27 protein-coding genes are annotated in these 26206 nt (G+C 64.8%); 2 read left to right on the forward strand and 25 right to left on the reverse strand.

Annotated elements, in window-relative coordinates; genetic code table 11:
- Window positions 1-48: 48 nt before the first annotated feature.
- On the reverse strand, window positions 49-921 hold the full coding sequence (locus AB4083_RS10395) for a 5'-nucleotidase, lipoprotein e(P4) family (protein ID WP_441607724.1): 873 nt from the start codon (window positions 919-921) through the stop codon (window positions 49-51).
- A gap of 197 nt (window positions 922-1118) precedes the next feature.
- On the opposite strand from AB4083_RS10395, the gene AB4083_RS10400 reads away from it, so the two are divergent.
- Complete coding sequence (locus tag AB4083_RS10400; RefSeq protein ID WP_441607725.1) at window positions 1119-2150, forward strand: AI-2E family transporter; 1032 nt, start codon at window positions 1119-1121, stop codon at window positions 2148-2150.
- A gap of 36 nt (window positions 2151-2186) precedes the next feature.
- Here AB4083_RS10400 and AB4083_RS10405 read toward each other — a convergent pair whose 3' ends face one another.
- The 20 genes from AB4083_RS10405 to AB4083_RS10500 all read right to left on the reverse strand — a co-directional run bounded on the left by AB4083_RS10405 (window position 2187) and on the right by AB4083_RS10500 (window position 18893).
- Window positions 2187-3116: a hypothetical protein gene (locus AB4083_RS10405; protein WP_441607726.1), complete on the reverse strand. Its 930-nt coding sequence runs from the start codon at window positions 3114-3116 to the stop codon at window positions 2187-2189.
- A gap of 111 nt (window positions 3117-3227) precedes the next feature.
- The gene (locus tag AB4083_RS10410; protein WP_441607727.1) at window positions 3228-4199 is read right to left on the reverse strand and encodes a tail fiber domain-containing protein; all 972 of its coding nucleotides are present in this window, start codon (window positions 4197-4199) and stop codon (window positions 3228-3230) included.
- An 81-nt stretch (window positions 4200-4280) separates the two neighbouring features.
- A complete protein-coding gene (locus AB4083_RS10415) occupies window positions 4281-5468 on the reverse strand; it encodes a carbohydrate binding domain-containing protein (RefSeq protein ID WP_441607728.1) in 1188 nt (395 codons plus the stop codon).
- Between the two features lie 17 nt (window positions 5469-5485).
- Window positions 5486-6592 carry a hypothetical protein gene (locus AB4083_RS10420; RefSeq protein ID WP_441607729.1) on the reverse strand — a complete coding sequence of 369 codons (1107 nt, stop codon included), beginning with the start codon at window positions 6590-6592 and terminating at the stop codon, window positions 5486-5488.
- A gap of 129 nt (window positions 6593-6721) precedes the next feature.
- Window positions 6722-7417, reverse strand: a complete 696-nt coding sequence (locus tag AB4083_RS10425) for a hypothetical protein (protein ID WP_441607730.1) — start codon at window positions 7415-7417, stop codon at window positions 6722-6724.
- Window positions 7417-7719 (reverse strand): hypothetical protein, encoded by a 303-nt coding sequence (locus AB4083_RS10430; protein WP_441607731.1) that lies wholly within the window; start codon window positions 7717-7719, stop codon window positions 7417-7419. Before AB4083_RS10430 ends, AB4083_RS10425 begins: the two co-directional genes overlap by 1 nt.
- Window positions 7719-10889: a host specificity protein J gene (locus AB4083_RS10435; protein WP_441607732.1), complete on the reverse strand. Its 3171-nt coding sequence runs from the start codon at window positions 10887-10889 to the stop codon at window positions 7719-7721. The genes AB4083_RS10430 and AB4083_RS10435 overlap by 1 nt, the downstream gene beginning before the upstream one ends.
- A 2-nt stretch (window positions 10890-10891) precedes the next feature.
- Window positions 10892-11563: a tail assembly protein gene (locus tag AB4083_RS10440; RefSeq protein ID WP_441607733.1), complete on the reverse strand. Its 672-nt coding sequence runs from the start codon at window positions 11561-11563 to the stop codon at window positions 10892-10894.
- A 68-nt stretch (window positions 11564-11631) separates the two neighbouring features.
- Entirely contained in the window at window positions 11632-12369 is a 738-nt protein-coding gene (locus AB4083_RS10445; RefSeq protein WP_441607734.1) for a C40 family peptidase, read from the reverse strand.
- Entirely contained in the window at window positions 12366-13076 is a 711-nt protein-coding gene (locus tag AB4083_RS10450; RefSeq protein ID WP_441607735.1) for a phage minor tail protein L, read from the reverse strand. The genes AB4083_RS10445 and AB4083_RS10450 overlap by 4 nt, the downstream gene beginning before the upstream one ends.
- A complete protein-coding gene (locus tag AB4083_RS10455) occupies window positions 13073-13408 on the reverse strand; it encodes a phage tail protein (RefSeq protein ID WP_441607736.1) in 336 nt (111 codons plus the stop codon). The genes AB4083_RS10450 and AB4083_RS10455 overlap by 4 nt, the downstream gene beginning before the upstream one ends.
- The gene (locus tag AB4083_RS10460) at window positions 13401-14630 is read right to left on the reverse strand and encodes a hypothetical protein (protein ID WP_441607737.1); all 1230 of its coding nucleotides are present in this window, start codon (window positions 14628-14630) and stop codon (window positions 13401-13403) included. The genes AB4083_RS10455 and AB4083_RS10460 overlap by 8 nt, the downstream gene beginning before the upstream one ends.
- Window positions 14623-14835, reverse strand: a complete 213-nt coding sequence (locus tag AB4083_RS10465) for a phage tail assembly chaperone (RefSeq protein WP_441607738.1) — start codon at window positions 14833-14835, stop codon at window positions 14623-14625. Before AB4083_RS10465 ends, AB4083_RS10460 begins: the two co-directional genes overlap by 8 nt.
- Window positions 14836-14903: 68 nt before the next feature.
- Window positions 14904-15296, reverse strand: coding sequence for a hypothetical protein (locus AB4083_RS10470; RefSeq protein ID WP_441607739.1), 393 nt, complete (start codon window positions 15294-15296; stop codon window positions 14904-14906).
- The gene (locus tag AB4083_RS10475; RefSeq protein WP_441607740.1) at window positions 15293-16201 is read right to left on the reverse strand and encodes a phage tail tube protein; all 909 of its coding nucleotides are present in this window, start codon (window positions 16199-16201) and stop codon (window positions 15293-15295) included. Before AB4083_RS10475 ends, AB4083_RS10470 begins: the two co-directional genes overlap by 4 nt.
- Before the next feature lie 92 nt (window positions 16202-16293).
- Entirely contained in the window at window positions 16294-16704 is a 411-nt protein-coding gene (locus AB4083_RS10480) for a phage tail terminator-like protein (protein WP_441607741.1), read from the reverse strand.
- A gap of 130 nt (window positions 16705-16834) precedes the next feature.
- Window positions 16835-17311 (reverse strand): lysozyme, encoded by a 477-nt coding sequence (locus AB4083_RS10485; protein WP_441607742.1) that lies wholly within the window; start codon window positions 17309-17311, stop codon window positions 16835-16837.
- A complete protein-coding gene (locus tag AB4083_RS10490; protein ID WP_441607743.1) occupies window positions 17308-17589 on the reverse strand; it encodes a phage holin family protein in 282 nt (93 codons plus the stop codon). The genes AB4083_RS10485 and AB4083_RS10490 overlap by 4 nt, the downstream gene beginning before the upstream one ends.
- Complete coding sequence (locus AB4083_RS10495; protein ID WP_441607744.1) at window positions 17582-17932, reverse strand: putative holin; 351 nt, start codon at window positions 17930-17932, stop codon at window positions 17582-17584. Before AB4083_RS10495 ends, AB4083_RS10490 begins: the two co-directional genes overlap by 8 nt.
- A 274-nt stretch (window positions 17933-18206) precedes the next feature.
- Window positions 18207-18893, reverse strand: a complete 687-nt coding sequence (locus AB4083_RS10500) for a hypothetical protein (protein ID WP_441607745.1) — start codon at window positions 18891-18893, stop codon at window positions 18207-18209.
- A 137-nt stretch (window positions 18894-19030) separates the two neighbouring features.
- Between AB4083_RS10500 and AB4083_RS10505 the strand changes: the two genes are divergently transcribed.
- Window positions 19031-19723 carry a LexA family protein gene (locus AB4083_RS10505; RefSeq protein WP_441607746.1) on the forward strand — a complete coding sequence of 231 codons (693 nt, stop codon included), beginning with the start codon at window positions 19031-19033 and terminating at the stop codon, window positions 19721-19723.
- A gap of 4 nt (window positions 19724-19727) precedes the next feature.
- Here the strand turns inward: AB4083_RS10505 and AB4083_RS10510 are convergent, their stop codons facing one another.
- From AB4083_RS10510 to AB4083_RS10525, 4 genes are all read right to left on the reverse strand, one after another.
- The gene (locus AB4083_RS10510; protein WP_441607747.1) at window positions 19728-20624 is read right to left on the reverse strand and encodes a hypothetical protein; all 897 of its coding nucleotides are present in this window, start codon (window positions 20622-20624) and stop codon (window positions 19728-19730) included.
- 86 nt (window positions 20625-20710) lie between these two features.
- Window positions 20711-22693: a UvrD-helicase domain-containing protein gene (locus AB4083_RS10515; RefSeq protein ID WP_441607748.1), complete on the reverse strand. Its 1983-nt coding sequence runs from the start codon at window positions 22691-22693 to the stop codon at window positions 20711-20713.
- Window positions 22694-22928: 235 nt separating this feature from the next.
- Window positions 22929-23657 carry a phosphatase PAP2 family protein gene (locus AB4083_RS10520; protein WP_441607749.1) on the reverse strand — a complete coding sequence of 243 codons (729 nt, stop codon included), beginning with the start codon at window positions 23655-23657 and terminating at the stop codon, window positions 22929-22931.
- A 14-nt stretch (window positions 23658-23671) separates the two neighbouring features.
- Window positions 23672-25981, reverse strand: coding sequence for a TonB-dependent receptor (locus tag AB4083_RS10525; protein ID WP_441607750.1), 2310 nt, complete (start codon window positions 25979-25981; stop codon window positions 23672-23674).
- Window positions 25982-26206: the final 225 nt, after the last annotated feature.

A 26206-nucleotide genomic window follows, 5' to 3' on the forward strand; every position in this document is an offset into this window, starting at 1 on the left:
ACACCTTCGTTTGATGCGCTAACTCATTGATTCTACGCAATCGAATTCTCAGTCCACGCGCAAGGCATTGACTTTCAAGCGATGCCGCTCCTCGCGCGGGGAGCTCCAGTCGTTGTTGAACAGGGCCGGCTCCCACGAGCCATAGGTGGCGTTCGGCAGCACGAACCAGCGCGTGCCGACCCAGCTCATATAGGGTGCCATGGCCTTGTTGCGGCCCTCGGCGTTGTTGGCCAGTACGGTGACAAAATCGCCGATCTGGTCGCCAAATTGCATCAATACGCGGTATTTGCGGCTGATTTGCTGGCGCCGGCAGCCCTTTTCGGTGCCGATCTGCTCGCAGTCCTGCACAAAAGTGCCCAGGCCCAGGAAGGCCTCCGGACCGGACACCGGCAGGCCGGCCTTGCGCAGATTGCCCAGGGTGGCCTCGTCCAGGTCCTTGGCGCGGTTGGAGACGTAGAGCACCGCCACGCCATGCTTGGCGGCGAACTGGGTGAACTCCACCACGCCGGGCAGGGCGTGGGCGTTCTGCTCCTTGCACCAGGCGGCCCAGTCGGCCTCGTTGAACTCGCCGCCGCTGCGGATCAGGCGCGCCTGGTAAGGCGAGTTGTCCAGCACGGTTTCGTCGATATCCAGCACCACCGCCGGCTTCAGGCCCTTGAGCGGCGCGGCGCGGTCTTCCTTGCTCAGCGCGTCCCAGCTCTTGTCCTTGAGCGCGGCGGGCAGGCGGGCCTGGGCGTCGCGATAGGTCTGCAGGTAGATCAGGTCGTGTTCGATCGCGGTCTGGGACCAGGCCACGGCGTTCAGGTTGTCGTCCGCGACGGGCTTGGCGGTTGCGGCGGCGGAAGGTTTGGCGGCGTGCTGGGCCGAGCAGCCGGCGAGCAGGACGAGGGCGGCGAAGGACGCCGTCAGACGAATACGCATGGGTTCCCCTGTAGATCGAGCGAACGGACAGAATCGCGGCAGTTTACGCCAGGGGGAAGACCCCACCGGGCACGCACCACATAGAAGCGTGTGCGCGGCAGTTCCTGAAGCGTTGCTCTTACCCAGGCCTTCCCGGGGTGGCGACCGCCATGCGCTGCTGACAGACTGCGGGCTCCCCTGGACTGCCCCACGCCCGCATGGAAACCAGCCTGCCCCAGCCCCGTCAGCCCAGCCTGCCGATCCGCATCACCACCTATGTGCTGGCCGGCGCCGCCCTGCTGCTGGTGCTGTGCCTGCGCCTGCTGCCGGCGCTGTTCGCCGGATTGCTGGTGTACGAGATCGTGCAATCCAGCGCGCCGCTGCTCGGCAAGCGCATTCCCGGCGACCGTGCGCGCGTACTGGTGGTGGCCTTGCTGGCAGCGATCGTGGTCGGCTTGTTGATCCTGCTGATCCTCGGCGCGCTGAGCTTCTTCCGCACCGAACTGGGCAACCCCGAACTGCTGTGGCAGGACCAGCTGATGCCGCTGGTGGAGAAGGCCCGCCAGCAGCTGCCCGCCGCGGTGGTGGGCTGGCTGCCGGACAGCGTGGACGAACTGCGCGTGATGGCGCTGGAACTCACCCATAAGCATTCCGTAAGCCTGCAGTCGCTGGGCAAGGAAACCGCGCGCGTGCTGGTGCACATCATCATCGGCATGGTGCTGGGCGGGATCGTCGCGCTCAGCCGCACGCGTCCCGCGCACCAGGTCGGCCCGCTGGCCGCGGCGCTCGGCCTGCGCTGCCAGCGCCTGGCCGAGGCTTTCCACAACATCGTGTTCGCGCAGATCAAGATCTCGCTGATCAACACGATGTTCACCGCGATCTTCCTGCTCGGCGTGATGCCGCTGATGGGCTACCACATCCCGCTGGCCAAGACCCTGGTGGTGCTCACCTTCATCGTCGGCCTGCTGCCGGTGATCGGCAACCTGATCTCCAACACCGCCATCACCATCGCCGGCCTGTCGGTGTCGCTGGGCGTGGGCGTGGCGGCGCTGGGTTTCCTGATCCTGATCCACAAGCTGGAGTACTTCCTCAACGCACGCATCGTCGGCACGCAGATCCGTTCGCGTGCCTGGGAATTGCTGGTGGCGATGTTGCTGGTAGAGGCGGCGTTCGGTTTGCCGGGGTTGGTGGCGGCGCCGATTTACTACGCGTATTTGAAGAGTGAGTTGGAAGCGGAGCGGTTGATCTGAGGGTATCGCCCACGGCTCCGCTGCCGACATGGTTGTTCAGGCTGCCGCAGCGCGCCGCAGCTTCGCGTAGAGTACGCGCGTCCATAGCCACTGGAAGCCGAGCATGCCCAGCAGCGGAAGCAGGCCAAGGATGACCAGGATCGTAATGGCGACGGCGTTGTCCGTGCGGCCGGTGCCGCCGAAGATCAGGACCATCACCACCACGCCGACGCCGATCGTCAGGATGTAGGCGCATACGAACGTGAGCAGGCCCGTGCTGAGCAGCCGGCCCGTGCGCACCAGCGACAAGTGACGCGGCAAGCCGAGCCATGCGCCGCCGAAAGCAAGTGCGCCAGCCAGCACTGCCCCGATCCAGGTGGCGATCAAGGTTACCGGCGAATAGGCGTCGTATGCGTTGAACAGCGGATACACCAGCGATACGCCGACCACCACCGCCGCTGCCTGGATCCATCCGGCGAGGCCCGCCGCACGCGTACGCTGCCCCGAAGGTGGCGGCATCGCGATCCGATCGTCGCGGCATACCAGCACGGCCAACCACCACGACGACCACACGCCGAGCACGGCGAGCGCCAGGCCGGATACGAAGATCCCGGCCTGCATCCCATGCTCCATCATCGCCGTGCCCAGCAGCTGGAACATCCCCCGATACAGCACCATCGCCAGCACATCCCAGGCCAGCAATCCGCCGGCGAACACGGCCATCAGCAGCAATGGCCGCCGATAGGCCCACTCCTGGTGGCGCTCACCGCGCCATTGCGCGATCAGGAAAGCCAGCCCGCCTTGCACCAGCAGCCCTTCGCCGATCGTCCTGAGCGTCATCGTTACGTAGATGAGGATCTGCTCGTTATCCGACGGCGCGCGCAGCACCATCAAGCCGAAGGTGACGCAATGCCACAGCACCACCACCAGCATGGCGGTGACGGCGGCGAGCCAGGGGAGATTGGAGCGTTGGGCGGGGTGGTTCATGCGACGTCCTTGTGCATCGGGGCGCCGGGTGGAAGCGGGCGCCGCGTGGGAGTGCACAAGCTAGCGGGAGCGGGGCGGGGATGCCAGTGCGTCGATGATCGACCCGGTGGCTCAGGGGCGCTGCTCGAGCGCGGCAATGCGCGCCATGGCTTCCTGGAGAAGATCGTCCGTATGCTTCCATGCGGCGATGACATAAGGCACCAGGCCGACGTAGTTGACGTTCTGAAGTGCCGGCTCTTCGTACGCAACCTGTGTCGGCGGCTTATAGCCCGCGGGTTCCGTCCCTGGCATATAAGGAGTGGTGTCGCCTTTGAGACGAACCGATCGGCGTACCGCATCCTTGTTGCCCTCGACGAGCAGCGGGAACGATTGCGCGAGTTCGTGAGCGATCATGCCGGCGCGACGCGACGCGTCTTGCGCTTCGCGATTATCCGAGTACTCGACCGGTCGGACGGACCGCAGGTTCGATGCGGCTACGGCGGGATCGATGCCGACGACATCCTTCTTGATTCGATAGTCCGAGTTCTGCGTCAGCGTGCCGGCGAAGATCGCGTTGCCGCCCTCCAGGAACTGGAAGGCATTCTGCGATCCGCCGACGTGAAAGTGCAGCTGTGGCGTGGAGGTGGCCGATCCGCCCTCGTAGACGTCGATAGCCGCCAGATGGCGCGCACCCCAGCGGGTGACGCGGGCCAGCATATACGCGGAGACATTGCTCATAGCATCCAGTTGGATGACTGGCGTGCGGCCCTGCGTCCACTCTCCCCACGATCCGCCGATGCCACGGTCGGTGCCGATATTCGATACGCGGTAACAGTATTCGTAGGGCACGCCAATCTTGCCGATGCTTCCGGTGAATAGCGGGCTGGCGTTCGGCAGCGCCCGATCGGCGGTGGCCTTGGCAGCGTCAGCCGTTGATTTGGCTGTTCCGGCCAGCTGATTGGCACTGTCGGCGGTGGCTTGAGCGGTAGTGGCGCGGCTGTCGAGGTTGGTGAAGTTGTCGTTGCATTTGTTGTGGGCGGTGCGATTGGTGTCGCCGTCTTCACCCTTCGGCGGGGTGCCGAGGTTGATCAGTTGGATGGCCATGTCGGCTCCTGGAAAAAAATGCCAGGCACCTGATGTGCCCGGACAACGAGTCAGCTCGCGAGAGCAAATGGCCGCGCGGTCTCAGTACTCAGCTCGGAAAAGAAAAACCTGCGGAAGGTTGAGCTGCGCCATGGCGCCGGCCGAAGGCGTGCCTCCACTGATCGTGCCCGTGACGTCCACGAAAAAACGCCGACTGTCGCCGATGGCCTGGGTGATCTGTGCGCTATTGATCGTATAGATGGCGACTTGCGTAGCCTCGGCCTGGAACGCATTGGTCAGCAGCGAGCAGCTTGGCGCGCGCCGCATGGGCACTTCAAAGTCGTTGTAGAAGCGGACGCTGGTGGCGGTACCCCAGCGTCCGACCAGGAAGGTCCTGCTGGTCGTGCAGTAACGTTTGCACAGCAGTTCCTCGACGGCGAAAGGGCGCGCATCGAAATCGGTGGCGATGCTGCCCGCTTCGAGCTGCATGGTGGCGAAGTCGAGATAGATGCCGGTCGCCCAGGAGCCGAGTGGCGCGAAGGTCGTGTTGTCCGAGTTGTCCTGCTTGTAGAGATACAGGCTGAGGGAGAGGTTGTGACTGTCGCCGAGCGTCTTTCCCGCGATGGATGGCAACTGGAAGGTGAAGGTGAAACGCTGCCAGGTCGCCGTGACGGCGAAAGTCGTCTGCGCGGCCATGACGGACGCCGATCCGCCGCTGCCGAAATTCTGCTGAAGCGCGAAGCCGATGTTGCGTGGAGAGTCGGCCTTAAGCCAGACCGAGAAGGTAGCCATGCCGCCAGCCATGCTCGAGACGTCTTCGATATATTGAAGCGTTCGTATCATCGAGCCCGTGCCACCCTGTGGGCCGACAGCAGTGGCCTGCAGGCGGGCGAAGGATCTCGGATTGCCAGGCACCACGTCCTGACCGACCGCAAAGGACTGCTGGTTGAGCGTGATCGTCGACGTGCCGGTGCCGGCGGAGCCGTTATAGGCCTGGCCCAGATAACGATCCGGACCCCATGCGATCGCATTGACCGAAGTGGCCGTCGCGGTGCTGCCCGCCTGCCAGATATCCAGCTTGCCGTTGATCAGTTTGTTCTTCATCGCCTGCACGGACATGGCGCCGCCATACAGGTCGTTGAAGTTGTGCTCGGTCTTCGCCCATGCCGCGCGATTGGTATCGCCGTCCTTGCCGTCGGATTGGGTGCCGAGGTTGATGTGTTGTTGTGACATTGGGGCATCCAAATAAAAAAGCCGCTTGAAGCGGCTTTGGGGAAGCGTCAGATACATGCCGCTTGGCAGCGGAATCAAAGTTCCGCGTCAAGCAGAAGAATGTTCGCGCCCACGTTATTGATGAGTACGGGTTGACCGGCGGTAAGTCCGGTGAATCCGGTCATCGCAGCTATGATGCTCTGCGGGGTGGTGCCTGGATTGGAAAGCACACAATTGGAGCCCCCTATCCAACCCTGCCCGGCCAAGAGCTCGTAAGTCGATGCGGAAAAGCTGGTCTTCAGCAGAGTCGCCGTAGGGCCCGCGCGCATGGTGGGCCAGTGGGCAGCGAAAAGAATGCTGCTCGCACCGAGCGTAATGCCGGTGAGCCCGCCGCCATTGACGAGTCGAGCGTACCGCTGGCAAAGGCCCAACTCGATGCCTTGAGGACGGATGTCATAGTTCGTTGCATATGGACCAAGCTCCACCTGGACCTGGGCGATGTCGAATACACCGGACTGCTGGCCGATGTTGCCCGATCGTGCGTTGAACGTACCGCCTGCATCCAGCCAGAAGTTCAACGATGTCGAGTCATTGCCATTGGTACCCAGCGCAAGGCCTGCAATGGACGGAAGCGCGAACGTCAGGACGAATTTCTGCCAAGCGGTCGATAGCTGCACGGCTTGCCCCGCACCGGCAATCTGCGCACTCGCCGATCCGCCGTTGCCCGGGTTCTGATCGAAGCTGATACCAATCTTCCGCGGAGCATCGGCTTTTGCCCAGAACGATACGGTGACCACTTGACCGCTCATTCTCGATACGTCTTCGATGAACTGGGCCAGGGCGCAACAGTTGCTCGCCCCCGCGACAGATGTGACGGAGCTTCTGATGAAGTACCTCGGATTATTTGGAACATCGAGCTGGCCGCCTTGAAACTGCTGACGGCTGACGCTTGTCGATGACCCGGGGCTCAGCACCTTCCAGCGGTCCGCGGTATATCCATAGCCTGTGCTGGCGAAGCCGCTAGTACCGCGCTGCCAAATGTCGAAGTTGCCGTTGATCAGCAAATTCTTGAATGAGGGCGAATTTAATGCTCCGCCATAGAGCTCGCTGAAGTTCGACTCTGCTTTATCCCAGGCGGCGCGATTGGTGTCGCCATCTTTACCGTCGGATTGATTGCCAAGCTTGATGTGTTGCTGCGTCATTGGTAATCCTAAGAAAGACGTCGTCCATGGTGGAAAGATCGTGCGTCATTCTTCCCATGGCTGCGCCTTGATTGAGTGTTGAGGTAGATGGTGAAAACTCCAGCGGCGACTAAACAGATCCGCGGTGATCTACATACTTGAGACGTCGGCGACGATCACCATGGCGGGGGCGGCAGCCACTCTGGTGTTGACGTGCGCATCCCCCGAAAGCGCCAGGCTATCCACCTCCTGGAACTGAGCCAATTCCAGGTTGGATCCGTTGATACGCATTCCGCATCTTGCGACGGTTCTGTAGGTCAGTCCGCCGGAGACGGTGCTCCCAGTGATTACTTGGAATTGTCCTCCAGGATCGGAGAAGCAAACCGCGGGCCGCGCTCCGGGCAGAGGAAACGAAAGTGCAGTTCCGACACCTCCCCCGTCCGGGAAGTACATGGATCCTTTGGTCGTTACCGTGCCAAGGATGCGCAGATACTTTTGTTGAGCATCGAAACAGAGCTTCCCATCGGATCCGAAGACCTGTAAGCCGACGTTTCCGCTCAGGGATTGCGGAGGCGCGAAAGCGTAGTAGTCAAATGTTGTTACGCCTTTAGCCAATCGCCAATCAAAGCGACCGTTTGTTGCACTTATGATGGAAACCAGGCCGGCACTTCGTACGAAGATGAGTGGAACGCCGGTCGCCGGAATCGTCGTCGATCCGAAATAGCCTCCAGCTGATGAGTTCGATCCGATGGAGATCGATCCGCTTGATATGAGTGCCAGATTCTGGAAATTCTGATCGATCAGTATCGACTGGGAGTCGTTGATTACTTCGAAGCCGGCGCTCATTAGTAAGATCCGTAGTAGATCGTTATCGAGTCGTAGATTGGACTGCCGAAGGTGAAATTCCATTTGATGGTAGTGCCATCAAAAGAAAGGTCACCCCACACAAATGCCGTTCCAAACTGACCGGACGAATAAGGCCGGGGCCAACTAGTCACTATCAAGAACGGTGTGCCAACAACGGTGGGGACAATCACAGATCCCGTATCGCCAGAGGTTGCTATCGAACCGAGTATGCGTCCTGTGCGCATGCTGGTGTCGAGTACGACGGCGCCTTGAGCATCATTGATCTGCAGGCCAATGCTCATCACCAGATTCCTAGGCGGACGCGCATGACGCCGTTTCCATCAAAGACTTGCACCAGCGTGTTGGTGATAAGCAACCGTCCACCGCCGCCGCTTCCATTTAACTCGAAGCTGTTGCCGCTCTTACTGATCTTCCAGCCCCGCTGACTCGGAACGTAATCTGATGACTGGATGTAATCACCAATCATGGCGTTATTGATCCAACCATCACCAATCAACGCCTGCCGAATGTACGTCTGCCCATTCTGGATGACGAAAGGCGCAGTGACATTATTGTTGGCGGTGTTGATCACCGCAAACCTGTCCGCCTGAAACAACGCCTGCGACTGATACGAACCGTCGGGCTGCTGCTCGACGCCCAAGCCCATACCCGCGCCATAGATGCGGCCATCCGAAGAGACCTGGCACTTCACCGTCCAGGTCGCACTCACCTTCCCGTTGAGATCGACCACCGCCTGCGACGTCTGCTGCACGGCGGCACTCGTGTTATCCACAGTGGCTTGCACCAAGTCCACACGCTTGGCCATGGACCGATCGCCGTCCTGCACGGCATCAAGCAGTGTCCAGGTGCCCGCGAAGTGCGCGCTGTCGCCCGCCCATTCCCCGGCATCACCGGCCATGTCCGAAGTCGCGAGATCGACGCCTTCGAGAATCTGCTGACCCAGTTCGGTCTGCTCGATCAACCCGGCGATTACCGGCTCGTAGTCCGCCTGATTGCTGCTCGACTGACCGGGCAAGCCTGCTCCGTTGGGATAGAACGCACCGACATTGCCGGTCCTGTCCACCAGCCGCACCCAGAAGTAGAACGACACGCCCGCTGCCAGGCCGTCGATCTCAAGCGAGTTCTGTGGGTACGCCAGGTCCGCCATTTTTGCGGCGTCCTGCAGGTTTGGCGTTTTAGAACGCCACACTTCGGTGCGCTGAGTGTCATCAGTACCGGCGGGGAAGCTCCAATCCAGATGGATGCCCCACACTTTCGATGTGGCCTTCAACGTGGCGACCACCGGTGGCGCACCAGTCTTGCCCAGCACTTCCGTCGCCGCCGACAGCGCTGGCAACGACACCACACCACCGGGGCTGACCGCACGAACACGAGCGATATAGGTACCGGTGTAGATGCCCTCGATATCGATGGACAACCCGGGCGTGCGCCCGGCACTCACCCATTCGCCATCATTGCGCCGCCATTCGACCTGATAGCTGGTCGCGCCGGAAGCCGCATCCCAAGCAATCGTCACCACATTGGTGGCAATGCCCTGCATGATCACCACATGTCCGTTGAGCTGGACATTCGCCGGCGGTGTCTGCGTCGAAGCGGGCAGCGAGCTGATCGGCGGGATCTGGATGATTGCGCCGTTGTCGATTGCCGCGAACTTGCCCGGCACGTGCTGCAGCGCCGTGATGGTGTAGCTGATGTCGCTGGAGGATTTGTCTTCGGTTACCGACAGCACGCGATAGGTCTGCGCGGCCAGCGTGTCGCTCTCTACCACCCATGCGGCTTCCGTTTCCGGCTGCACCGAGAAGCCGGGCGCGGCGACGGTCAGTTGCGTGCCGTTGATGGCGGTGATCGCCTGCGTCTCCGACACACCGGTGGACAGCATCACGGTGAGGCGATCGCCCACCGCCGCCTGCTCCGGTGCCTTGTCCACGGTCACCACGGTGCGCGTGGCTAGATGGATGCGGCCACCCTGCCGCTTGCCCGCGCGCGCCGGGTCAGTGATGCGGACGATCTGCCCCGGCGCGGCGATCGTGCCATCCAGGCCGACCTTGAAAGTCACCGTGTCGGTTTCCAGCCGCGAAGTGAGCAGCACCCATTGGCCTGCACGCTGCGCCTGCGCTTGCGAAGTGCAACCGAAGGCCGTGAGCGTGGCCTGCTGGATGCCGTAGCGGGCCAGGCCAAGGCGGTCTTCCACATACTCGACCTTGGCGCGGTAGAAGTCGCTCGGGTCGTTCCAGGTCACCAGCGCGGTGGTGTAGCGCGTCTTGCGCGTGCTGGCCGCGTAAGTGAAAAGGCCGCCGATCACGTTGGCGCCGTTGTACGCATACACCGGGTCCGCGGGCATATCGGCGGAGGCTGTGATGGCGCCGCCGGTCCAGAACGAGATGCCGCGGAACACGCTGGCCAGATCGCTCAGCAGCTTGTAGGCGTCGCTGGCCGTCTGCAGGAACACGTTGCACGTGAAGCGCGGCTCATTGCCGCCCTTGCCATCGCTGACCGACTGGTCGCAGTACTGCGCGATGCGGTACAGCTCCCACTTGTTCACCTGCGCGGCGGTGATCAGATGGCCCAGGCCATAGCGCGGATGTGTGGACAGGTCGTAATAGATCCACGCCGGGTTATCCGTCCATGCCGGCTTGAAGCTGCCATCCCATATGCCGGTGTAGGTGCGCGTCAGCGGATCGTAATTGCTCGGCACCTGCAGGATGCGGCCCCACAGGTCGTACGCCCGACTGGGGATATTGCTGAACTGCGCGGCGTCGCCGGAGATTCCCAGTAGCGCGCTGTTGGGATAACGCAGCTTGGCGTCGATCACTTCCGTGTAGCTGTCGATCGTGGTGGTATCGGCGATCGACGAGCTGTTGGCATTCGCGGTGATGCGCGTGACACGCACATTCCAGCCGTTCTGCGCCGCCGGCAGGTCGATGCGGTGGCTGCGCTGGTACTTGCTGGTGGTCTTGCCGGTGATCGCGCCGTTGTAGGCGAGCTGCCAGGTGCCGCTGTCGGTCTGCACCTCGATCTTGTACTGCACCGAATAGCCGTTGATATCGCCGTTGGAGGTATTGGCCTTGGACAGCCCCGGCACGCCGATGGTGACGCGCACGGCCGACAGCGAGGTATTGCTCAACGCGCGGATCCACGGAGTGCTCTGCTTGAGCTCCACGCCGACGTTGATCTCGTTCTCGACCGCCGGATAGCCAGGTACTTCCTCCTGGTCCTGCGTGCCGGTACGCGTTTCTACATGCACGTTCTGGAAATTAAGCGAGCCATCCGGATTGGCCAACGGCGTCTCGTCCAGATAGATCGACTGCAGCCCGTTGACAAGGCCGCCGATCTCGCCTTCGCTGACCAGGTCAAGAATGCGGAAGTAGGCGATCGAGCGCAGGCTGTCCGGCGACTCGACAGGCGTGCGCTGGCTGCCGCCGCCCTTGGCGCCTTGAATGATGGAAGTCATGTCTACCTCTCGTAGAAATTCTTGAGCACGCGGCCATTGAGATTCACGCCGCCGCCGACACCTGCGGTGGCCGGCGCGTAGTCCTCGGCATGGATGCCGGCAGAGACCACGGCAGAGCCGACGATCAAGCGGCCGTAGAGCACGGGGACGGGGTTGCCTTGGGCTTGCGTGTTGACGGCGCCGTTGAAGACGTAGCTGGGTTGGTTGTCGGGGCGGTCGCCCATCTTCAACCCCCTGGGCTGCGGCGACAGCATCTGCACCACGCCGCCGAGCATCATTCCAATACCCGCCTGCATCATGTAGCCGCCGATACCGGCACCTGCACCCATGGTCCAGCCGGAAATGAAACCACCGACCACGAATAGAACGGCGCCTGCGATGATGTTGAACAGGCCGCCGTTCTTGCTTCCAAGCAGGATCGGCGCAATGCGGATGTCCTCGCTGCCAGAGGGGCGGGCGAGATCCTCCTCTTTGAGATTGCGCTTGCCGACGAAGACGGCAAAGCCCATGCCGCGATCTTTAGCCTTGAGCAGGAACTCACCAAAGCCTTTGAGCTGCGCCGATAATGCAGCGATGGCCTCGGAAGGTGCATTGGAATCGAGCGCCAGCCGAAACGTTCTGCCGAACTTCGAGCCGAGCACGCCATAGAGGCGCACAGTGCGTAGTTGTTGCATTGAATTCACCGTTCAATAAAAAGCCCCGCTTGGGCGGGGCTCTTGTAGTTAGGGGCCGTCTGATCGCCTCACTTCGGGTGGCGCGCCACCAGCCGCGTGTTCTCCACCCAATACCCTCCATACACGTCGCGGCTCGAAAGCCGCCCATACATGTGATGCAGCATCAAGCCATCGCCCAGATAAACGCCGGCATGATTGGGCACCAGGTTGCGGCTTCGGATCTGCATCAGAACCAGATCTCCACGCTGGATGTCCCCGGCATCGACCGGCGCGAAACCGGCGGCGGCGAGGTTCTCCGTATAGAGATCGGAGCGACCGTCGTCCCACCAGTTGTCGTGCCGCATCGGGTCCGGCAACACCAGCGCCCATTCGCGCGCATACCAATCGCGGCACAACGTCCAGCAATCCAGCACGCCGTGATGGAAGGGGCGCCCGACCAGCGGCGCCTCGTAGCCGCTCGGCTCGATGCAGGAAAGCTCGCCTGCTTGCGGCTTGCCATCCGCACCGGGTGCAACCGACACGATCCACCACGGCAACCCGGATGCCTCGCACGCCACCCGATCGCCCTCCGAAGCACGCGCCGGCGCATCGGGATGCGAGTGCATGACGGCCACGATCTCGCCCAGCTCCTCGGCTGCTGCATAGTCGTCGCCGGCCAGCACGAAATGCTCGCTCGGGGTGGTGGCGAGATTGCGGCAGGCGATGTAGCGCTCGCGCCCTTTGACCACCACCACCAGCCCGCAGGCTTCGCGCGGATAGTCGGCCATCGCATGGGCGCGAAAGGCATCCAGGGTGGCCGTGATCATGTGCGCAACAAGCCGGCGGCGGGATAGCTGCCGAACGGGATCGGGTTGTTCTGGCCAAAACGCAATTTGCACGACGACAACCGCCCACCGCACACGTCCTGTGCCGGATCGCTGGTTGGCGTGTCGTCCGCCTTGGCCACCGGCCCGCCGGTGTAGCCGCAGTACGGCCCGCGATAGCCGCCGCGCTGCAGCCAGCTGCAGCTGTTGGCGATAATGGTGCGACCCGGCAACTGCTGCTGGCCGAAGTCCAGCGCGCTGGCCAGTTCGAACTGCACCAGCGTGTTGGTCTCGCTGGCCTTGCGCTCCAGAAACCATTTGTCCGGCGGAAACTCCTGCGTGGCATCCGCCGTGGCATTGCCATCGGCGAAGTTGCGCGCGTCCAGATAGCGGCCGAAGCTGCGGTGACGCACCAGCAGCGCGCCGACCAGATCCTGGAAGGCCAGGCACAGCGCGGTGATGCGGCCATCGACATTGCCCACGCTGAGCATGGGCATCGGCGGCTTGTCGGGATTGAGCTCGAAGCCTTCGGCCTGGATCGGCCAGGGCGAGTACTCCAGCCCTTGCCACCAGATCGAACCGACTTGCGTATAGCCATGGAAGCGCAGCACGTCGCCTGAGCCACCACCGGTGATCGAACGCGCGTCCAGTTCGAACAGCTCGATCTCCGCACCGGGTTCCAGCTTCTGGATATCGGCGTAGATGGTCATGGCGCGAACACCTGCTGGAACGTCGCCGACAGCGTGTAGTTGCCGGCCGCCCGCGGCACCAGCGTGTAGCCGGCGCAGCGGAACAGCGCGGCCGCGCCCAGCGGCGGGCTCCACTGGAACGAGGCCGCGCCGGCATGGCGATCGAGGAAGTCCTTGATCGGCGCCATGTAGCTGCCGTCACCGTCGAAGGACAGCGGCCAGCTATCCACGCGGTTGTTGATGCCGTCGGTCACGGTCTGGGTGTAACCGTCGCCGAACTGCGCGCTGCGCACGCGGAAGGTGGTCTGGCCCTGCGGCTCCACCTGGGGAATCCAACTGAATACTTCAGGCATGCTGCATCCTCCACAAAATGCCGCCCTGGCGCTGCTCGCGCGCCATGACTTCCTTGACCTTGCCTTCCACCATCGATGCGAGCTGGCGGCCGGCGTCGTCGCTTTGCGCCTGCGTATCGCTTTGCGCGTTGCCGTTGGCGCCGACGTTGACGGTGATGCTGATCTGGTTGTTGACGCCGCCACCGCTGCTGCTGCGGCCGTTGCGCACACCGAGGCGTCCATCCGGCCCGCGCGCCAGCGGCATGATCGCTTCGGGACCCGCTTCGCCCATCAGGCCGGTGCCGGTGGCCATCGGGAACAGCGTGGGGCTGTTGACGATGCCGCCGCGGGCGAAGGCGCGAAAGCCGCTGGAAGCGGCAGGCACGCCGTAGCTGAGGGCACCGGCGCCGCCGGTCCAGTTGAACAGCGTCGAGTTAGTGCCGAGGTAGGAGTCGCCACCCAGGATGTTCGGGCTGTTCAAGCCAGACCAGGTGTTGTTGTTGAACAGACCTCCGACGACATTGCCGAGCAGGCCCAGGGCGGAACCTGCCAGCTTCGAGATCTGCGAGGCGGCGGCGTCGGCGAGCATCTGGCGCAGCATGGAACGGAAGCTCTTGCCGACATTCTTGAAATTGCCGTCGAGCGTGTCGTAGAGCATCGTGCCGAGCGAGCCGCGAATCCGTTCGCCGGCCTGGGCGGCGAGATCGACCATGAAGTCGGTGCTCTTGGCGACCTCGTCTTCCGTCTTGCCGCTGTCGGTTTTCCCTGCATCGCCCGCTGCCTTGCCGGCATCGGTCGCGGCCCCGCCCTTGGCTGCCGCTTCCGGGTTCTTGGCGAAGGCGCCAAGAAAAGCTTTCGTGTACTTGTTGTCGCCGTCGTAGCTCGTACGCGCCGCGTCCGCCAGGCCAGAACTGGTCGTATCGGCGACGCCTCGCTTGAGATCGTTGTACAGATCGTCGCGGGCTTTCATGCGCGCATCGCGGGCGGCCTTGCCATCCGCACTGAGCGCCGCCATCAGGTCCTTGGCAAAATCATCCTTGATCTTCTGCGCCGAGCCGCTGACGGCCTTCTCGGTTGACTCCGGCTTGGCGGCCTCCTTCGCCGCCCCATCCGCCGCCTTGCCGGCATCCTTTGCCGACTTCGTCGCGGCATCGACGGCCTTCTGCATGTCGCCGAGCGACTTGCTCGCCTTGTTCAAGGCGGTCATGAAATTGTTGAGGCTGTTGCTGTCGATATCAGCCATCGCTACGTATCCTGTCGAGCATCATCAGCGCTTCCACCTCCCAGCGATCGAGTCGCCGGGTGGTGAGCTGCGTCCAGTGATGGAGTTCGGTATGGGTGAGCGGCATGGGCAACTGCGCCAGCCACTCGGCCAGATAGGCCAGTTCCGCCGGGCATGCCGGACGGTCGATCAGCTCGGCCGGCGTGCGGCCGAGCTGGCGTTGCACTGCTTCGAGATGCCGCTGCAGCGGCTGGCCGCCCGCGCCGGTGGGGCGGGCCAGCTGCTGCTCAGCCTTCAGCCAGTCGGCGAGCTGGCGAAGGCGTTGCCGAAAAAAGCCGGATCGTCGGCGCCGGCGCGGTCGACCAGCTCGGCGATCTGCGGCGCTTCGCGCAGGAAAGCCTGCACGTTGGCCGCCACGCAGGGTTCGTCGAAGCTCCACGCCGAGACCAGCGCGGCACGCACTGCCAGCATGCTCTGCTCCAGCGCGGCTTCGAGTTCCGCCTCGCCGGCCTGGCCCAGGCGCGCCACCTGCTGCATGGCTTCGTCGCGCGCCTGGCGGAACGCATCCGACCAGCGGCTGCGAATCTGCAGCCAGTGGTCGGTCGACGAACCGTCGGGCAGGGTCAGCGGCAGCCGGCGGCCGTCATTGGCGCGCTGGCGGATGCTGAAGTCGTCCATGCCGCTCATGCGCCGCTCCGGGTGATGCGCAACTGGGTGCCGCTGGCGCTGTCGTACAGGGCCTGGATCGGCAGCGACAAGGTGATCGGGCCGTCGTTGGCCACGTCGGCCTGGCCGCCGGTGTACTTGATGCGCGGCAGGTACAGCAGGTAGCTGTTGGTGCCGTCGGACAGGGTCAGCTCCAGCGAGCTCTCGGTCTCGCCGATGAACTTCGACAGCAGCGAGCCATCCAGGAAGTACGCGGTGAGCGTGCCGGTGAGGTTGCTGCGGCCGATGCTCGGCTGCAGGGTCTTGGCACTGCCGATCACGAAGCGCGGCTCGATGCCGTTGGCCAGGTCCAGCTTCAGCTCCGTCACCACGCCGAGCACCGTGCCGCCTTCCTTGATCGCGCCGCTGAGCGCATCCATCGGGCGGTTGGTCGACGCATTGACGTAGGTGGCACCGGCCACGGCGCTGGCGTCGACCGCTTCGCCCTGGCCGATCACGTCGAAGGTGACATTGGCGATGGCGCCCGGCTGCACGTCGAAATGCAGGCCGTTGACCTCGCAGCCGGTGTAGCGCAGGTACTGGCCGATATCGGCGAAGTGGCGTTCCAGGGTGAAGCTGTTGCGCGCGGTGCCGGCGCTGAGCACGTTGGCGTTCCAGCTGCCGCCGAGCGCAGCGGCGAACAGGTCGTCGTAGGCGCCGTAGCTCAGTTCGCCCTGCATGTCGCCGCCGACCTGGATGGTGCCGTGGCGCAGGTCGGCGATCTGGCGGTCGCCGCGCAGTTCTTCGGACTGCAAGGTGTTCTTGGTGAGGGCGAGCGTGGTGCTCTTGTGGCGCAGCTGGCGGAACGCCGGCGTGGCGGGCGTGGCGCCGTAAGCGGCCTCGGCGATGTAGGCGAGGCTGTGGCGGCTGCCGGTGGCGATGGTCATGCGGATGCTCCTTGGTGGAAAGAAACGCGCGGCGAGCGGCCACGCGGTTTGGCCCGAAACGGACCGGGTCGAACACATGAAGAGGCGACGGCTCAGCCGTGATCGGTCCACGCCGACCAGGCGACGATCACCGACAGCCGCAGCCAACCGTCCTTGTTGGTGACGACCGTGCGGCTGGTGCTGTTGACCAGCACCGGCAGGCCGTTGCCGTCGAGCTGGCGGCCGGCTTTGAAGTAAGCGCGCAGCGTGTCGGCCAGGGCGAGCAGGCGGTCGATGCCGCCGCCGGAGGCGTCGTTGAGGTCGATCTGGAACGTGCCGGTGTGGCGATCGTTGCCGGCCACGCCGAGGCTGCCGCCGACCACCGGCAGCGGCAGCACCGACACCGCGGCCCAGGGCTGTCCGGTGGTCGGTGCGAAGTCGCGGCCTTCGTAGGCGGTGGGCAGGTTGAGCGCGGCGGCCTGATAGCCGGCGACGAGCGCGGCATTGATGTTGGTGAAACTCATGGCGGGTTCCCGTGGCGGAAAAGAAAAACCCGCCTCGGTGGGCGGGTTCGGAGATATGCGGGTTCGGCTGCGTTGCGCTGTTGAGTGATCTTGCCGTTGTAGCCAGATTAGGGATGAAAGCGCGGAAGCGTCACTTCCGCATTGCAAGGCTTGCCGGATGCGGCGACAGGAACAAGGTGCGTTCGGCGATGCGACGGCGCAGCAGGCCCGGCAGCACGCGGCCACCGGCATAGCGCCAGCGTTCGAACTCCGCGGCGGCGCCTTCGAAGTCGCCGGCATTGAGTTTGCGCAACAGGGTGGAACCGGCGAACGCGGTGGCTCCCACATTGAAGACGAAGCTCACCATTGCGTCGAACGAAGCTTGCGCCAACGGTTCCGTCACCCATGCGCGTACGGCTTGTTCGGCCGTACTCAGATCCTGGCGAAGCAAGCCGTCCGCTTGCGCAGCGTCGATACGCGCGCCGGAGCGCACCTCGTCGCCGGTATGGCCGTAGCCGATCGTCCAGATGCCCGCGGCATCCGGATACGCGCAGCTGCGCAATCCCTCGAACTGCTTGATCAGCGCGATGCCGAGCGCGCTGGTCTTCATCATCGTCGCGGCGCTCATGCGTCCAGCCTCAGCACGCGCGCGAGGTTGCCGCGCGCCACGTGCAGCAGCGCGGCGAGCACCAGCAGGATGCCGAGCTGCCACAGCGTGGTTTCGCCCGGCGCCGCATGACCGAGCGCGATATGGATGGCCTGCCCGCCGCTGCATACGATCAGCAGCCACGCGCAAACCGACACCCACGGGCGATAGCGCGCATCGGGCGAGCGCCGGTAGGTGATCAGGCGCAGGCAGATCGAGGTGCAGGCGAACAGGGTGAGCAGTTCGACGGGGTCACGCATGCGGGCCTCCACGGCTGCGCAGCCACGCGTCGAGATCGAACGTGCGGCCGCGTTCGAGCAGGCCGAGGGTGACGGTGACGCCCAGCGCCGCACCGAGAAACGCGGCCAGCCCCGACGCCTGCAGCGGCAGCCAGCGCATCACCTCCGGCGCGGCGAGATAGCCGAGCGCGATCGACACGCCGAGGTAGGCAAGGCGCCGCCAGATCGGCAGTTCCTTGGACGAGACGACGAACAGCGTGGCGCCGGCGAACGCGCCGATCAGCGCGTTGCCGTCCACGCCAGGCAGCGATGCGGCGACGCCGAGGCTGGCAGCCGCCGCCATCGCCATGGCGGGTTCGGTCATGAGTGGTCTCCATGAAAGCGAAAGGCCGCACATGGCGGCCTATGAAGGGGGGGAGGGGCATCGCGTGCTTACGCGTGGGTGGCGCGGCGGCGGAGCCGTCCGCTGATCTGCCCATGATGTGTATTTTCGTCAGAAAGTGCGGAAGCGTCGATGCCGCAGTGGCGGAGGACGAAAAAGAAAAGGCCGCACAGGGCGGCCTCGATTCGACTACGTCATGCGCTACATCCCACGCTATGCATTTTCCTTAAGAAGTGCGGAAGCGTCGATGCCGCACTTACGCCGGTGCAAGCGCGTGTTCCAGCGCACGCGCGCCACGCGTTTCCGCACCCGCGCACAAGGCCAGCGTCCACTCGTACACCGGACGCCATACGCGCCGATAACCGGCTTCGTCGCGCTCGATCATCGCCGCGCGCTTGCGGTCGCTCACCGGCGTGCGCCCATGCCCTTCGCACTGCTGGCAGGCCAGCAGGCGGTCGTGCGCGAACACTTCGCCACGGCCTTCGCAATGCGTGCACAGGTTCGGCGTGGCCAGTTCGGCGAGCACGGCCTGGCGCACGGCGCGATAGACCGGGCCGACGGCGGGCCACTGGCGCGCCTTCGTTTCGTCCAGCGTCTCGGTGGCACGCAGCAGGGCCGCGCGCTGGTTGCCGCGGGTGCCGTAGGTGCCGTCGATATCGTCCTCGGCCACGTGCAGGGCCAGCCTGGCCGCTTCCAGCTCGCGGCGCAGGCGCATCCATTCGCGCAACTGGGCTTCGCGCACGATGCGGTCCAGCTCGGCGCGCTGCAGCTGGGCGCCGTCCGGCCACCACACGGTGCACAGCACCTCGCGGGCGAGGCGGTCCTCGATCATGCCCAAGGCGCCGGCGATGTCCTGGGGAGTGAGTTCGGACTGGCCGCCGTGGTGCACCTCGAAGCGCGCGATCGAGGGGTTCAGGCGGGCCAGGAGCTTGCGTACGTTCATCGAATTCCTCCCTGTTCTGCGATGGATGGAGCGTCGGGCGAGGCGTCCGGAGGGGACGATTCCCAGGCGACTATGATAAGTTTACTTGGCATTATTTGTCAATTATACTTGGCAGAACGCCAAGTAAACTTATCGACATGAATACCTTCGCCGAACGCTTCAAAGCCGCCCGCGAGCGCGCGGGCATCTCCCAGCGCGAGCTGGGCCGCCGCATCGGGAACTCCGGTTCGGCCATCAGCCAGTGGGAGGCGGGTGTGATCGAAGCAGACAACATCCGCGTCGCGGCGCTTGAGATGGCGGCCGGGATCATCGGTGTCTCGGTGCGCTACCTGCGCACCGGCAAGGAGGACGACAGCCGCGGCGAGGTGCCCGCCGGCCTGCGCGCCGCCCAGCCGGACGTGCGCCAGCTACCGGTGATCTCGATGGTGCAGGCCGGCCACGGCCGCGAGGCGGCCGATCCCTATCCGCGCGGCTATGCCGAGCAGAGCGTGAGCCTGGATGCCGAACTGGCGCGCGATCTGGGCCGGCTGGCCTTTGCGCTGGAGATCACCGGCGAATCGATGCTGGAGGAATTCCACCCCGGCGACATCGTGATCATCGACCCCGCGGTGAAACCGCTGCCGGGCGATTTCGTGGTGGCGCGCATCGAGAACGACGGCAGCGCCACCTTCAAGAAATACCGCAGCCGCGGCCGCGATACGGAAGGTCACGAGATCTTCGAACTGGTGCCGCTCAATGCGGACTATCCGACCGTGGTGGTCAATGCGGCGAACCCCGGCAGCATCATCGGCACGATGATGGAACACCGGCGGCGGCGCCGCCGGCATTGATCGCTCAAGGCGCGGCGGTGCGGTGCAGGCCGGTGTAGCAGGCGAACGTCCAGGCCCAGAACACGAACAGGCACAGCAGCAAGCCGCCGCTGCCGACCAGCACGGGCCCCATCGCCGTATCCAGCGGCAGGCCGGCCAGCATGCCGGAGGCGCGATAGATCGCTCCTGCGCCGGAGGCGAGCGCACCCACCGTCGCACCGAGCCACCGCCAGCCGTGAATGCCGGCGAGGTAGCGCGGCAGGCCGAGCCAGGCGCCGACGAAAGCCAATGCCACGGGAATCAGCGCTACAGCTGCATAGCTGGCGGCGGCGAGCGCGTAGCTGTCGAGACCGAGCGAAGTCAGCGTCGACATGGCCACCGGCGTGAGCATCGCCAGCACGCTCGCCAGCACCCACGCGGCGAGGCCGGCGGTGCGCCAGCGCGCGTTGAACGACGGCCACGGCAAGGCTTCCTTGCGCATGATGCGCGCGGCGATGATCCACGCCAGCCAGGTGCCTAGCGCATGCAGCAGCGGATACAGCAGCGAGGACGCCGCGAGCATGATCTGCATCGACGTGCCGGCGGTGGCCAGCCGCACCATCAACGCCACCGCGCCGATCTGCACCCCTTGCCAGCACAGCAGGAACACACCGAACAGCGACAGCACGATGGCCGGCCGTTGGAACGCCAACTGCCCATGCCGCTCGCCATGCCACTGCGCAACCAGGAACGCCACGCCGGCACGGAACACCAGGCTGCCCGCGGTGGACGCGTAAGCGATCGCCCTGGCGCCCTCGCTCAAGGCGGGCCAGCCACGCTGCACGGCGAGCGAGAACAGAAACGGCACCACGCCGACGATCAGTGCGACGACGGTGGCCAGCCAGGGCAGTGGAGCGGGGCGGACAGAGGCGGTCGTAAGCATGCGGCTTCCTTGTCGTGGCGCGACGCGCGAGGTGTGCGGTCGCGATATTCCAACCTTACATCACGCGGCAACGCATACCGCAGGGCTTACTTGCCCGCCAGCATCGCCTTGATCTTCGCCATATGCGACTCGGCAGTCTCGCGCACCACTTCCTTATCCGCCTCCGGATCCTTGCCCTGCCAATGCAGATCGTCCTGCGGCAGCTCGTGCAGGAAGCGGCTGGGTTGGTTGCTGTGCACTTCGCCGTAGCGCTTGGTCCTGGACGACCACGACAGGGTGAGCATTTCCTTGGCGCGGGTGATGCCCACGTACATCAGGCGGCGTTCTTCATCGACGCGGCCCTCGTCCATCGCACCGTCGTGCGGCAAGGTGCCTTCTTCGCAGCCGACGATAAAGACGAAGCGGAACTCCAGGCCCTTCGCCGCATGCAGGGTCATCATGCGCAGCGCATTGCCGGGTTCGTCGCGATCGGCATGGCTGAGCAGTGCGAGCTGGGCGGCCAGGTCGCCGGTGGTGCTGTCGTTGCGCTGCATGGCGCGGAACCAGTCGGCCAGTTCGCGCAGATTGCCCAGGCGGCGCTCGCGCAGCGCGGCGTCGGTGGTGCTGGCGGCGATCTCGCTGGCGTAGCCGGTGCGCTTGAGCACGGTCTCCACCAGGTCCGCCGCGCTCTCATGCACCGAAGCGCTGCGCAGCTCGTCCATCAGTGCGGTGAATCCGGCCAGTGCGGAGGCCGGGCGGGCCGAGAGCTGGCGCAGCACGCCGTCGCTGCGCGCGGCGTCGAGCAGGGAGGCATTGCGCGTCTGCGCGATCTGGCCGAGTTTTTCCAGCGTGGTCGCGCCGATCTCGCGCTTGGGCACGTTCACCACGCGCAGGAAGGCGGCGTCGTCGCTGGGGTTGGTCAGCAGGCGCAGATAGCACAGCAGGTCCTTCACCTCGGCGCGGTCGAGGAAGCTCAGCGCGCCGGTCAGGTGATACGGCACGCGCGCCAGGCGCAGCGCTTTTTCCAACGGGCGGGCCTGGAAGTTGCCGCGGTAGAGAATGGCCATCTCATGCCAGCGCGCCTTGTGCTTCTCGGCCAGGGTCACGGCGATGGCGGCGACGCGCTCGGCCTCGTGTTCGTTGTCGCGGCATTCCAGCACGCGGATCTGCGCGCCTTCCGGATGCTCGCTCCACAGTTTCTTTTCGTGCAGGTGCGGATTGTTGGCGATCAGCTTGTTGGCGGCGCGCAGGATGCGCCGGCCGCAGCGGTAGTTCTGTTCCAGCTTGATCACGCGCAAGGAAGGCCAGTCCTTGCTGAGCTGGTCGATGTTCTCCGGGTTGGCGCCGCGCCAGGCGTAGATGGACTGGTCGTCGTCGCCCACGCAGGTGAAGCCGCCGCGGTCGCCGGCCAGGGCCTTCAGCAGGCGGTACTGCGCGTCGTTGGTGTCCTGGTATTCGTCCACCAGCAGATAGCGCAGGCGCTCGCGCCAGGCGGCGCGGCATTCGTCGTCGCTTTCCAGGATGCGCAGCGGCAGGCGGATCAGGTCGTCGAAGTCGACCGCGTTGAAGGCGGCCAGGCGCGCCTGGTAGAGCGTGTAGATCATCGCCGCGTCCAGCTCGCGCGGACTGCGCGCGGCGGCGCTGGCTTCTTCCGGCGACAGGCCGCCGTTCTTGGCGCGGCTGACCAGGTTGCGGATGCCGAACAGCACGTCCGGCTTGACGCCCTTGGGCGCCAGTTCCTTGATGATCACTTCGCTGTCATCGGCGTCGAGCACCGAGAAACCCTTGCGCAGCCCCGCGCGCGCATGCTCGATCTGCAGGAACTTCAGGCCCAGCGCGTGGAACGTGCACACGGTCAGCGCGGCGGCGTCCTCCGTGCTGATCAGCTTGGCCACGCGCTCGCGCATTTCCTTCGCCGCTTTGTTGGTGAAGGTGATCGCGGCGATCTTCGACGGCGCCAGCCTGCGGCGCTGGATCAAGTAGGCGATCTTCTGCGTGATCACGCTGGTCTTGCCGGAACCGGCGCCGGCCAGCACGAGCAGGGGCGAGTCGCAGTGCTCGACTGCGGCCAATTGTTGCGGGTTGAGCATGGACGGGCGGTAGGCGGAAGGCGGTCCAGAATGGTAGCAAAGAGCCGCGGTCTAAGCCCCTCTCCCCTCGGGAGAGGGGTTGGGGTGAGGGTTCGGGCGGAGCACAAGGGTGATGTGCATCGCTCCGACCGGACCCTCATCCGGCTGCCGCCACCTTCCTCGCTCCTCAGAGCCGCGCACATCCCTGTGCGCTCCCCGCGTGCTCCCGGAGGGAGAAGGCTTCATTCTTGGAAGCTCAAGGAGCGGTGGTGAGTCCTGCGTCCTTCAGTTCCTTTGCTGCCGCATCTAGATCGTGCTTCAGCGCCGGATTGGCCAGGAACGCCGCCGCCAGGGCCTGTCCGAACACCCGCCCGGCATAGATGTCCTGCGGCGTATGCACGCCGCGCACCACGCGGCGCCAGCCCACGTCGCGCGCATAGCCGGTCACGGCATCCGAGCGGCCCGGCAGCGCCTGGGCCAGCAGGACCGCGAACACCGTGGCGCGCGTGCTGTGGCCGCTGGGGTAGCCATAGCTCTTCTTCTTCAGATCCTTTTCGTCGCCCTCCGGATCCTTGCGGCAGCTATCCAGCGGACACGGCCGCTCGCGTTCCCAATGGTTCTTGGCTTCCTTCACTGCCTTGGCGGTTTCCTTCTGCACTTCGGTAAACAGCGCGGCGGTGCGCGGCAGCTTGGCCGCATCGAAGTCCGGGCCGAGCACACGGGCGAAGGCGAACACGTCGAAGCTTTCTTCCTGGTGCGCCAGCGCGCTGTCGGTCTCGCTGCGGCCGGCATAGGCGCTATCGGTGACGGCGCGGTCGGCCTGGTCTTCCGGCGAGCCGGGTACGGAGGGCGGCGCGAGCACGGACTGCAGTTGGTGCAGGCGTACGTCGTCCAGATAGCGCGTGGCGCCGTCGGCGTGCGCCGTAGCGGCGGCGAGCAGCAGGCCGCACAGCAGGGCGCGGCGAATCGAATGGGCGAAGATCATCGAAGTCTCCCGGATCACAGCGCGAGGGAAATGGAGGCAAACCAGCTGCGGCCGGGCAGTACCAGGTAATACGGCGTGGTGCCCTTGATCGCGTCGATCACCTGCTTGTGCTGGTCGAGCAGGTTGTCCACCTGCAGGCGGATCTTGTAGCTCTTGATCACCGAGCCGGAGAGGTTCTGGCCGTAGCCGAGGCTCAGGGCCGTGGTCCACCAGCCGCTGGTGCTGCCGCTGGCCGTGGCCGAGGCGGCGACGTCCGGATTGAGGTCGCTGTTGTAGACGCGCTGGCCGCCGACGAACTTGCTGGTCAGCGAGCCGGAGAAGCCGCCGTCGTCGTAGAGGAAACCCAGTGCGGCGGTGCCGGACGGCACGGTCGGCATGCGCAGGTTCGAGCGCTTGAACTTGGCATCGATCAACGAACCGTTGGCATACAGGCTGATGCCTTCGCCCAGGTAATAGGTGGCTTCCGCCTCGGCGCCTTTCATGGTCGCGCCCTTGGCCAGGGCGTAGATCGGATCGTGGGTGACCGGGTCGGTGCCGATCAGCGGGAAGTTCTGGTAGTCGATGTAGAACACGTCCGCGTCGGCATTGAAGCGGTCGGTCTTGTACACCGTGCCGGCCTGGTAGTTCATGGTCTGCTGCGGCTTGGTGTGGCTTTCGCGCGGGTTGGGCACGTAGAACTGGTTGAGGTTGGGCGACAGGAAGCCCTGCGCCGCCTGCGCGTACACGCTCCACTCGCTGCTGAGCAGATAGTTGGCGGTGAGCGAGCCCAGCGTCTTGTCCCAGGTCTGCTGGTATTTCAGCGGCAGCTTGGTGGTCTGGTTGATCGGTGCGTCGATATAGCGGGTGGCGCGGTCGTACTTCACGCCGGGCGTCAGGGTAAACGCGTCGGTCACGCGCCAGGCGTATTCGGCATAAAGCTGGGTGGTGCGCAGGCGATCGACCATCGTGTACTTGTACGCGCTGCTGTCGGGCTTGCCCTTCTTGACGTCGTGGATGCCGCCCAAACCATAATCGAGCGCCACGCTGTAGCGCGTGTTGTCGATGTACTCGTACCAGCCGCCCAGCTTGAGCTGCCCGAGATCATCGCTGTGCGTGGCTTCGAGCGTGTTGCCCCAGGCACGGTAGTTGTTGATCTTGTTGTAGCCGCCCATGTTGGCCTTGGATGCGGCGGTGCCGGCGTAGGGGCTTTCGTGGCTGTTGTTGTCGTAGGCGTAGGTGTAGAGCTTGTCGTCCAGCCGCCAGGTGTCGCTCAGAGCGCTGCTCAGGCCGATGTATTCCAGGTCGGTCTGCTTGGTCTGGTAGTTGTAGCAATAGCAGTCGGTGCTGGCGCGGTTGGTGTTGAGGCCGAAGTCGCGGCCCAGCGTATTGATCTGCTGCTGGGTGAGGTCGGTCTTGTCCGGGTTGTTGAAGCGGATGTAGTTGTAGTTGCTGAGGAAGGTCAGCTCCGTCGCTTCGCCCAGCGGCTGCACATACTTGATGTAGCCGGTCTTGCGGCTCATCGGCGAGTTGCTGCGGAAGGTGTCGGTGTCGTTGTACTGCGCGCTGGCGATCAGCTTGGCGCCGCCGAGGCTGTCCAGGCGGCCGCTGTTGAGTTCCAGGTGGGTGAGCGTGGTGTCGTAGCTGCCGTAGCTCAGCGTGGGGATAAAGGAGAACTCGTCGCGCGCGTCCTTCGAGCGCAGCGCCACCGTGCCGCCGAAGGTGGCCTGGCCGATCTGGCTGGCGCCGCCGGGGCCGCGGTCCACCGTGACCTGGCCGATCATCTTGGCCGGGAAATAGCTGCTGGTGTGGTGGCTGAAGTCGTTGGTGTCGCCGAACGGGATGCCATCGTAAGTGACGTTGTACTGGTTGTCGTTGAAGCCGCGGATGGTCATCTGCTTGGCTTCGCCCAGACCCGGGCCGCTGAGGCCGATGGTCGACACGCCGGGCGCGATCGCCGCGATGGCGGCGTAGTCGGCGGTGGGGGCGACGTGGTTGGCGATGTAGTCCAGCCCGATCACCGACTGCGGCTGGGTGATGTCCAGCTCGGCCTGGGTCGGCGCCTGCACGATGGCCGAGGCCGAGCTATTGGCGCGCACCTCGATTTCTTCCAGCTGCCTGGCTGCCGGCTGGGTGGCCGGGCGGGCCGGCGCGTTAGTCGGCGTGCTCGTTGGGGTTTCGGTCGGCGTATCCGTTGCAGCGGCGACGCCGGTTACGCAGAAGCCGGCGGCCAGCAGCCACCACGGGGCCGGCAGCAGGTGCCGGCGGATACCGCCCGCCAGAGCGCTCAGCGCGGGAAGGTCCGTCTTGCCGACGCGGACGAGGGGCTTGCGGTTCGGGATGGGCATGCGAGGCGCCGGTGTTGGGAAGGAGTTAAAGCGGCGCATCGTGGGCGGGATGTTTGACGATTGTGTTGCGCTGGGATGACTTTGGCCAAGAAACTGGTATGGCCGTTTGGACGCCTAAACAAAGCTCGCGGCGACGCGCGCGCGATGCCACAGCAGCCTTAGCTGGACCTTAGTTGGCGGGGGTTTCCTGCGGCGCGGGCCGGAGCGGTTTCATCCGGACTGGTA

This window comes from Dyella sp. 2RAB6, assembly GCF_052115385.1.
Taxonomy (GTDB): Bacteria; Pseudomonadota; Gammaproteobacteria; order Xanthomonadales; family Rhodanobacteraceae; genus Dyella_D.

Bases quoted from the DNA above. Each gene is read 5' to 3' on its own strand.
- AB4083_RS10395 (WP_441607724.1), bottom strand. From the start codon at position 921: ATGCGTATTCGTCTGACGGCGTCCTTCGCCGCCCTCGTCCTGCTCGCC.
- AB4083_RS10400 (WP_441607725.1), top strand. From the start codon at position 1,119: ATGGAAACCAGCCTGCCCCAGCCCCGTCAGCCCAGCCTGCCGATCCGC.
- AB4083_RS10405 (WP_441607726.1), bottom strand. From the start codon at position 3,116: ATGAACCACCCCGCCCAACGCTCCAATCTCCCCTGGCTCGCCGCCGTC.
- AB4083_RS10410 (WP_441607727.1), bottom strand. From the start codon at position 4,199: ATGGCCATCCAACTGATCAACCTCGGCACCCCGCCGAAGGGTGAAGAC.
- AB4083_RS10415 (WP_441607728.1), bottom strand. From the start codon at position 5,468: ATGTATCTGACGCTTCCCCAAAGCCGCTTCAAGCGGCTTTTTTATTTG.
- AB4083_RS10420 (WP_441607729.1), bottom strand. From the start codon at position 6,592: ATGACGCAGCAACACATCAAGCTTGGCAATCAATCCGACGGTAAAGAT.
- AB4083_RS10425 (WP_441607730.1), bottom strand. From the start codon at position 7,417: ATGAGCGCCGGCTTCGAAGTAATCAACGACTCCCAGTCGATACTGATC.
- AB4083_RS10430 (WP_441607731.1), bottom strand. From the start codon at position 7,719: ATGAGCATTGGCCTGCAGATCAATGATGCTCAAGGCGCCGTCGTACTC.
- AB4083_RS10435 (WP_441607732.1), bottom strand. From the start codon at position 10,889: ATGACTTCCATCATTCAAGGCGCCAAGGGCGGCGGCAGCCAGCGCACG.
- AB4083_RS10440 (WP_441607733.1), bottom strand. From the start codon at position 11,563: ATGCAACAACTACGCACTGTGCGCCTCTATGGCGTGCTCGGCTCGAAG.
- AB4083_RS10445 (WP_441607734.1), bottom strand. From the start codon at position 12,369: ATGATCACGGCCACCCTGGATGCCTTTCGCGCCCATGCGATGGCCGAC.
- AB4083_RS10450 (WP_441607735.1), bottom strand. From the start codon at position 13,076: ATGACCATCTACGCCGATATCCAGAAGCTGGAACCCGGTGCGGAGATC.
- AB4083_RS10455 (WP_441607736.1), bottom strand. From the start codon at position 13,408: ATGCCTGAAGTATTCAGTTGGATTCCCCAGGTGGAGCCGCAGGGCCAG.
- AB4083_RS10460 (WP_441607737.1), bottom strand. From the start codon at position 14,630: ATGGCTGATATCGACAGCAACAGCCTCAACAATTTCATGACCGCCTTG.
- AB4083_RS10470 (WP_441607739.1), bottom strand. From the start codon at position 15,296: ATGAGCGGCATGGACGACTTCAGCATCCGCCAGCGCGCCAATGACGGC.
- AB4083_RS10475 (WP_441607740.1), bottom strand. From the start codon at position 16,201: ATGACCATCGCCACCGGCAGCCGCCACAGCCTCGCCTACATCGCCGAG.
- AB4083_RS10480 (WP_441607741.1), bottom strand. From the start codon at position 16,704: ATGAGTTTCACCAACATCAATGCCGCGCTCGTCGCCGGCTATCAGGCC.
- AB4083_RS10485 (WP_441607742.1), bottom strand. From the start codon at position 17,311: ATGAGCGCCGCGACGATGATGAAGACCAGCGCGCTCGGCATCGCGCTG.
- AB4083_RS10490 (WP_441607743.1), bottom strand. From the start codon at position 17,589: ATGCGTGACCCCGTCGAACTGCTCACCCTGTTCGCCTGCACCTCGATC.
- AB4083_RS10495 (WP_441607744.1), bottom strand. From the start codon at position 17,932: ATGACCGAACCCGCCATGGCGATGGCGGCGGCTGCCAGCCTCGGCGTC.
- AB4083_RS10500 (WP_441607745.1), bottom strand. From the start codon at position 18,893: ATGAACGTACGCAAGCTCCTGGCCCGCCTGAACCCCTCGATCGCGCGC.
- AB4083_RS10505 (WP_441607746.1), top strand. From the start codon at position 19,031: ATGAATACCTTCGCCGAACGCTTCAAAGCCGCCCGCGAGCGCGCGGGC.
- AB4083_RS10510 (WP_441607747.1), bottom strand. From the start codon at position 20,624: ATGCTTACGACCGCCTCTGTCCGCCCCGCTCCACTGCCCTGGCTGGCC.
- AB4083_RS10515 (WP_441607748.1), bottom strand. From the start codon at position 22,693: ATGCTCAACCCGCAACAATTGGCCGCAGTCGAGCACTGCGACTCGCCC.
- AB4083_RS10520 (WP_441607749.1), bottom strand. From the start codon at position 23,657: ATGATCTTCGCCCATTCGATTCGCCGCGCCCTGCTGTGCGGCCTGCTG.
- AB4083_RS10525 (WP_441607750.1), bottom strand. From the start codon at position 25,981: ATGCCCATCCCGAACCGCAAGCCCCTCGTCCGCGTCGGCAAGACGGAC.